The organism is Pirellulales bacterium, from assembly GCA_036490175.1.
Lineage (GTDB): Bacteria > Planctomycetota > Planctomycetia > Pirellulales > JACPPG01 > JACPPG01.
Map to the genome: position 1 here is coordinate 21,736 of DASXEJ010000096.1, position 7,518 is coordinate 29,253.

The 7,518-nt window shown below is 61.9% G+C and carries 4 protein-coding genes; 2 read left to right on the forward strand and 2 right to left on the reverse strand.

Annotated elements, in window-relative coordinates; all coding sequences use genetic code 11:
- Positions 1-9 precede the first annotated feature (9 nt).
- Both VGG64_06955 and VGG64_06960 read right to left on the reverse strand, forming a co-directional pair.
- Positions 10-2,823, reverse strand: a complete 2,814-nt coding sequence (locus VGG64_06955; GenBank protein HEY1599323.1) for a 2-oxoglutarate dehydrogenase E1 component — start codon at positions 2,821-2,823, stop codon at positions 10-12.
- A 233-nt stretch (positions 2,824-3,056) separates the two neighbouring features.
- Positions 3,057-4,247, reverse strand: a complete 1,191-nt coding sequence (locus tag VGG64_06960) for an aminotransferase class I/II-fold pyridoxal phosphate-dependent enzyme (protein ID HEY1599324.1) — start codon at positions 4,245-4,247, stop codon at positions 3,057-3,059.
- A gap of 180 nt (positions 4,248-4,427) precedes the next feature.
- Here VGG64_06960 and VGG64_06965 point away from each other — a divergent pair, with 180 nt between their 5' ends.
- Entirely contained in the window at positions 4,428-5,960 is a 1,533-nt protein-coding gene (locus VGG64_06965; protein ID HEY1599325.1) for a sulfatase, read from the forward strand.
- Between the two features lie 50 nt (positions 5,961-6,010).
- Positions 6,011-7,495 carry a sulfatase gene (locus tag VGG64_06970; GenBank protein ID HEY1599326.1) on the forward strand — a complete coding sequence of 495 codons (1,485 nt, stop codon included), beginning with the start codon at positions 6,011-6,013 and terminating at the stop codon, positions 7,493-7,495.
- The last annotated feature ends 23 nt before the right edge of the window (positions 7,496-7,518 follow it).

A 7,518-nucleotide genomic window follows, 5' to 3' on the forward strand; every position in this document is an offset into this window, starting at 1 on the left:
TTACTAAATTCATACGCCGCCGAATGCCGCGGCAATCAATTCGCCCTGCTCCAGCCGGTGGCTGCTGGCCGAACCGGTGGCAGGGCTTGCGCCGGCGCGGCGGCAGATGCCAGAAAACGGCAGCCGATCGAACAACCGGTCGCCGAACTGTACCCGCAAAAACCACCACGCCCCCATGTTTTCCGGTTCTTCTTGCACCCATACCACGGGCGTGCCGTCGCGATAGCCGGCCAGGGCCTCGCGCAGTTGCTTGTACGGAAAAGGGTAGAACTGCTCGATGCGCACCAAAGCCACGTCGTTGCGGGCCAGCTCGCTACGTTTTTGGGCCAATTCGTAATAGATCTTGCCCGAGCACATGACCACGCGCCGCACATCGGCGGCCGGAGTGCCGGCCGTATCGGGCAATACACGGTGGTAAGTACCTGTGGATAATTCCTCGAATGGCGAGACCACGGCCGCGTGCCGAAGCAGGCTCTTGGGCGTCATCACCACGAGCGGTTTCCGCCAGCGGCGCAGCACCTGCCGCCGCAAGACGTGAAAGTATTGCGCCGGGGTCGAGGGCTGTACGATCTGAATGTTGTCCTCGGCGGCCAGCATCAAAAAGCGTTCGAGCCGGGCGCTGGAGTGCTCCGGGCCCGAGCCTTCCAGACCGTGGGGCAAGAGCAGGACCAGGCCGCTGAGGCGGCTCCATTTATCTTCGGCGCTGACCAGGAACTGATCGATAATGACCTGGGCGACGTTGACGAAGTCGCCGTATTGCGCCTCCCACATCACCAGGCAGGCCGGCCGGTCGAGGCTGTATCCATACTCGAACCCCAGGACCCCCGTTTCTGAGAGGGGGCTATTGCAGATTTCCACCGCGGCCTGGTCGGCCGTCAGGTTCGCCAGGGGCGTATAGCGGGCGTCGGTCTCGAAATCGTGCAGCACGGCGTGCCTTTGGCTGAACGTGCCCCGTTCGCAGTCTTGGCCGCTCAGACGAACCGGAATGTGGTCGGTCGCGATCGTGGCCAGGGCCAGGGCCTCGGCCGCTGACCAATCGAGCGGCCTTTCTCCCTGAGCCATTGCCCGCCGCAGGGCCAGCAGCCGTTCGATCTTCTGATGAACGTGAAAATTCTCCGGCACGTGGGCGAGCGAAGTCAGCAGGCCGGCCAGCCGCTCGCGCGTCGCGCCGGTATCGACATCGTCGATATTCTCTTCGCGGCCGCCGAGATAACCCGTCCACACGCCCCCGGGAGGGCGTGGCGGCGGCGCGTAGCCGCGGCTGCGGACGGCCGAGAACGCTTGCTCGAGCAACTCGCGACGCTCGTTGGCGATGCGATCGGCCTCGTCGACCGTGATTTCGCCCAGCAGCAACAGCCGCTCCAGGTAGCTCTCGCTGACAGACTGCCGGTCTTCGATGGCCTTATACAACAATGGCTGGGTGAACGACGGCTCATCCCCTTCGTTGTGTCCGCGCCGCCGGTAGCAATGCATGTCGATAACCACGTCGCGGCGGAAACGCTCGCGAAAGTCCATCGCCAGGTTCACTACCTGGGCAACGCTTTCGGGGTCTTCGCCGTTGACGTGAAAGATGGGGATTTGCAGCATCTTGGCCACGTCGGTGGCGTAGGTGCTCGAGCGTGCTTGCTCGGGAGGCGTGGTAAAGCCGATCTGGTTGTTGACGACGACATGCAGAGCGCCGCCCGTGGTATAGCCTGGCAATTGGCTGAGATTGAGGGTTTCCTGGATCACTCCCTCGCCGGCGAACGCCGCATCGCCGTGAATCATCAGCACCAGCCCGCGGACCCGTTCGGCGTCTTCTTCGCGATCTTGCTTGGCGCGCATCCGGCCCGAGGCCACGGGATTCACGAATTCCAGATGACTGGGGTTGAAGCACAGCGACAAGTGCATGTTGCGGCCCGCCGTGGTGGGGCGCGAGGCGCTGTAGCCGAGATGGTATTTCACGTCGCCACGACCGCGCTGGGCGGCCGGTTCGATGTCCTCGAACTCGTGAAAGATTTCCTGCGGGCTTTTGCCGATGATGTTGGCCAGCACGTTGAGCCGGCCCCGGTGCGCCATGGCGATGACGATTTCGTCGATCCGCTGCGTGCTGGCCTTCTCGATCGCCAGGTCCAACAGTGGAATCAGGCTCTCGGACCCCTCTAGCGAGAAGCTTTTGGCGCCTAGATAGCGCTTCTGGATGAACTCTTCGAAGATTACTGCGTCCGTCAGGTACGTGAAAATTCGTAGTTGTTCATCGCGGCTGAGCTGAATGCGGTTTTCCGAGCTCTCCACCCGTTCTTGCAACCAACCGCGGACTGTCAGATCGTCGATGTGCATGAACTGCACGCCGATGAAGCGGCAATAGGTGTTGCGCAGCCGCTTGAGGATGTCGCGCAGCGTGGCTTCGTCGGCCCCGCCCATCGAGCGGGTTGAAAAGGTGCGATCCAGGTCGGCCGGGGCCAATCCATGAAACTCGGGGTCGAGCTCGGGCAATAAATGCGGAGGTTCGCCCAGCGGGTCAAGCCGGGCGATGCGATGACCGCGCACGCGATACGCGCGGACTAATTGGCCGACACGTTCTTGCAGCACGCCGGCACCCACCGAGGAAACGTCGGTCGCGCCATCGCCATTGGAATGAGCTGTCCCGTGAAACATGCTTTGCGGCGTGAACGAGGGTCCCCAGCGGGGCTCGCGCAGGAAGCGACCGTCGCGGCTGGCCAATGAGGCAAAGTACCGCCGCCAATCGTCGCTGACGCTGGCCGGGTCGCGCACGTAGTCGCGATACAGCCCCTCGGCGAACGCCAGGCTATGACTGTCGAACGGCACGTCTTCGGGTCGCATCGAAAAATCCGGTGGTAACAGTGGCGCCGAATGTCCGCCAGGATGCTGTATTATACGTCGCGCCGCAACCACCTCGGGGGGACTTATCGCGGGCGTTGCTGTCCTATTTGAGCAACTTTTGTCCGCGCCGCGGGATCGTAGCGGACTTACGCGAGGCGCCGCTGATAGAAGGCGGCCTGCGCCAGCGGAGCGGTCCGCCGATTGGTCGCGGCCGGCCGCGTGGGGTGAATCGATCACCCGAGCAGGCTGCGCACTTTCAAGAGCCGTTCACCGGCCGCATGGAGCGTCTCTTCTCGCTTGGCGAACATGAATCGCACCTTGGTCCGGCCACGCTCGCGCGGCGCATAGAAGCTGCTGCCGGGCACGGCCGAGACGCCGACCTCTTGGATCATCCATCGCACGAATTCGGTGTCGTTCCGCCCCGACTGAAAATCTTCGATGTCGGTCATGATGTAATAGGCGCCCTCAGGCTCGTGGAAAGCAAAACCGGCGCGGCGCAGATAATCGACCAGCACCGTGCGGCGCCGGCCATAGTCGTTGCGCAGTTTGTCGTAGTAGGTCTGGGGCAGCGCGAGGGCCGTCGCGCCGGCGACTTGCAGGGGATGCGGCGCGCCCACGGTCAGAAAATCGTGCGCTTTGCGAATCCCATCGGTCACGGTCGACGGGGCGATGCAGTAGCCCAGCCGCCAGCCGGTCATGCTGAATGTCTTCGACAAGCCGCTGATCGTGACGGTCCGTTCGGCCATGCCCGGCAGCGTGGCGATGCTGATGTGCGGCGTGTCGCCAAAGCGAATGTATTCGTAGATTTCGTCGGAGAGGGCGTAAGCGTCGAACTTTCGACACAATTCGGCGATCAGTGACAGCTCTTCGTGCGTGAACACGCGGCCCGTCGGGTTATTCGGCGTATTGACGATGATGGCCCTGGTGCGCGGCGAGAAGGCGGCACGCAGCTCGTCGGGATCAAAGCTCCAATCGGGCCAGCGCAGCGGCACCCAAACGGGCTGGGCGCCGGTCAGCAGTGCGTCGGGGCCGTAGTTCTCGTAGAACGGCTGGAAGATAATGACTTCATCGCCAGGGTCGACCAGCGCCATCATCGTGGCCATCATGCACTCTGTCGCGCCGCAGCAGACGGTGACGTTCTGGTCGGCATCGCACGTGATGCCGTTGAATTCCTGGGCCTTCTTTACGATGGCCCGCCGCAGCTCGGGCACTCCCCAAGTGATCGAATACTGATTGTGCCCGTCACGAATTGCGCGGCAGGCGGCTTCCTTTACCTCCTCGGGCGGATCAAAATCGGGCATGCCCTGGCCCAGGTTGATGGCGCCGTGCTGGTTAGCCAGCCGGGTCATTTCGCGGATCACGGACTCGGTGAAGTACTGCACCCGCTGGGCGACGGGCCGGGGGTTCGTCGCGTCTGATGGCATCGAGTAATTCCGCAATCCGTGGGGCGCTTAATGCTTGACAACGGCATAGTAAATGTTCAGTTTCATGATCGTCGAGCTCGCTTTTATTGGCAAGGCCTCCTGGCCAGCTACTATCTTTGCGTGCAATCATCGCCACCGACGGGCATTGCCGGAGGGGCGCATTTCAGGAGGCTGTTCATCATGACGCGTGCATTCTCTTGCGCCCGCGGGCCCCATGCCGTTGTTCGTTGCGTGGCCGGCTTACCGCCATGGAACGTCACGGCGCTCTTCGTTGCCGTGCTTTTGTGCACGGCCGCAGCGTCGAACGTTTTGGCCGCCGATGCGACGCACCCGAACGTACTGTTCATCGCGGTCGATGATTTGAACCATTGGGTGGGCCATCTGGGGCGCAACAAGCAAACGATCACGCCCCATATCGATCGCCTGGCTGCACGCGGCGTGACGTTTACGCATAGCTACTGCGCGGCGCCGGTCTGCAATCCTTCGCGCGTAGCGCTGTTGACGGGCATGCGCCCCTGGACCACGGGTGTCTACGACAACAAGGGAGACTGGCGACCCTCGATCGCGGCGGATCTGACTTTGCCCACCACGTTTCGCAAGGCGGGCTATTACGTCGCTGGGGCCGGCAAGATCTATCATGGTGGGTTCGATCGTCATAGCGATTGGGACGATTACCTCGAACGGCCGGGACGCGATCCTAGCCCCACCGGCGATACGGGCGTGGGCGGCATTCGCTTCGCGCCGCTGGACTGCGCTGATGAAGATTTGGTCGATTGGAAAAGCGTTGCGTTCGGCATCGAGCAATTGGGCAAGCCGCACGATAAGCCCATGCTGCTGACCATCGGTCTGCACAAGCCGCATATGCCGTGGTTCGTGCCGCGCAAATACTACGACATGCATCCGTTGGAAAAGATCGAATTGCCGCCGGTGCGCGAAGACGATCTGGCCGACGTGCCACCGGCCGGCATACAAATGGCGAAGCCTCGCGGCGACCACCGTCAGATTCTCGAATCGGGCCGCTGGAAAGAGGCCGTGCAGGGATATCTGGCCGCCGTCAGTTTTTCGGACACCATGATTGGCCGCCTGCTCGACGCGTTGGATCGCAGCGCGTATCGCGACAACACGATCATTGTTTTTTGGGGTGATCACGGCTGGCACTTGGGCGAGAAGGAACATTGGCGCAAGTTCACGCTCTGGGAAGAAGCAACCCGGGCCCCCTTGATCTGGGTTGTGCCAGGAATGACAAAGCCGGGCGGAGTCTGCGCGCGGACGGTCGATTTTATGAGCATCTTCCCGACGCTGACCAATCTGGCCGGCATCGCGACGCCTCCGCACGTGCAGGGAAAGAGCATTCGATCGCTGTTGAGCGACCCGCAAGCCGCCTGGGACCAGCCGGGCATCACCACCTTCGGCTTCAATAATCACGCCGTACGCAACGAGGGGTGGCGCTATATTCGTTATGCCAATGGCGATGAAGAGCTGTACGACGAAGTTGCAGATCCTTATGAGTGGAAAAATCTTGCCAGCGAGCCGAGCCTGGCCGACAAGAAGCGCGAACTGGCCAAGTTTCTGCCACGCGACAACGCACCCAATGTGAGCGGGCAAGCGGACGAAGGGTCGCCGGACGCCTCGGCCGCCAACCGCAAGGCCGACAAGACCAAACGACACGCCGCGCGCCGAGAGTTGCGGCGGGCCGAACGAAATGAACGATGATGCGATGCGGAGACAGATTCCAGAAACCGAAGCAAATTGGTCAGACCCCCATGACAAATGTTGTGCACACTACGATTTACGGTCTGCTGCTAGCCGGCGCGATCGGGACCAGTGCGAACGCTGCGGACACACAGCCGCCGCCTGAGCACCCGAACATCGTCATTATCTATTGCGATGATCTCGGCTATGGCGATCTCGGCGTGTTCGGAGCGCAGGGCTTCACCACGCCGAACTTGGATCGCATGGCCGCCGAGGGGGTTCGCTTCACGCGGTTCTACACGGCCCAGCCAGTATGTTCGGCTTCGCGCACGGCATTGCTGACCGGCTGCTATCCGAATCGGTTGGGAATCCAAGGGGCGTTGGGGCCGCAGGCCAAGATCGGCATCAACGCTGCCGAGATGACGCTGGCCGAACTCGTAAAGCAACGCGATTACGCCACCGCGATCTTCGGCAAATGGCACCTCGGGCATCATCCGCAGTTTCTGCCGACGCATCATGGTTTCGATGAGTATTTTGGGCTGCCATACTCGAACGATATGTGGCCGCTGCACCCCGACTATCTGGCGACGAAAGGCAGTCCCCAGAAACGGCCCGGCTTTCCGGATCTGCCGGCGATCGAAGGCGACAAGGTCGTCATTCCCGAAGTGACTTCGAAAGAGCAGCGACAACTGACGACCTGGTACACCGAGCGGGCGGTGAAGTTCATTGATCGCAGTAAGGACCGTCCGTTTCTGTTGTACGTCGCTCACAGCATGCCTCATGTGCCCTTGCACGTGAGTGATAAATTCCAAGGCAAGTCGGCCCAAGGAATGTACGGCGACGTGATCGAGGAAATCGATTGGTCGGTCGGCGAGATTCTAGCGGCCTTGGCTCGCAATGGGCTCGACCGCCGCACACTGGTCATCTTTACCTCCGACAATGGTCCGTGGCTGAACTACGGCGACCATGCCGGGTCGGCGGGGCCGCTGCGCGAAGGGAAAGGGACATGTTGGGAAGGGGGAGTGCGCGAGCCGTTCGTGGCGCGCCTGACAGGGTGCATTCCCGCCGGCAGCGTTTGCAATGAGCCAGCCATGACGATCGACCTGTTGCCGACCATCGCCCGATTGACCGGCGCGCCGCTGCCGAAGCTGCCCATCGACGGGCTCGATATCTGGCCACTGTTATCCGGCCAACCAGGAGCCAAGAATCCGCACGAGGCCTACTTCTTTTACTACAACGACAACGAACTACAGGCCGTGATGAGCGGCAATTGGAAGCTCTATTTGCCCCACACTTACCGCACTCTGGCGGGCCGGCCGGGCGGTCACGACAGCAAACCGGTGTCGTACGAGCAGCGCAAGCTGGAAAAGCCGGAGTTGTACGACGTGCAAGCCGACATCGGCGAAACGAAAAACGTAGCGGCCGAACATCCGGACGTCGTAGCACGCCTGCTGCGCTATGCCGAGCAGGCACGCGACGACATGGGGGACAAGCTAACAATGCGCGAAGGCAAGAACCGGCGCCCCGCCGGCCAACTTGATGTATCGAAAGAGTAAGGTGCCGTCGATGAGGTCTGACT

Coding starts and splice junctions, on each gene's coding strand:
- VGG64_06955 (HEY1599323.1), bottom strand. CDS start 2,823: ATGCGACCCGAAGACGTGCCGTTCGACAGTCATAGCCTGGCGTTCGCC.
- VGG64_06960 (HEY1599324.1), bottom strand. CDS start 4,247: ATGCCATCAGACGCGACGAACCCCCGGCCCGTCGCCCAGCGGGTGCAG.
- VGG64_06965 (HEY1599325.1), top strand. CDS start 4,428: ATGACGCGTGCATTCTCTTGCGCCCGCGGGCCCCATGCCGTTGTTCGT.
- VGG64_06970 (HEY1599326.1), top strand. CDS start 6,011: ATGACAAATGTTGTGCACACTACGATTTACGGTCTGCTGCTAGCCGGC.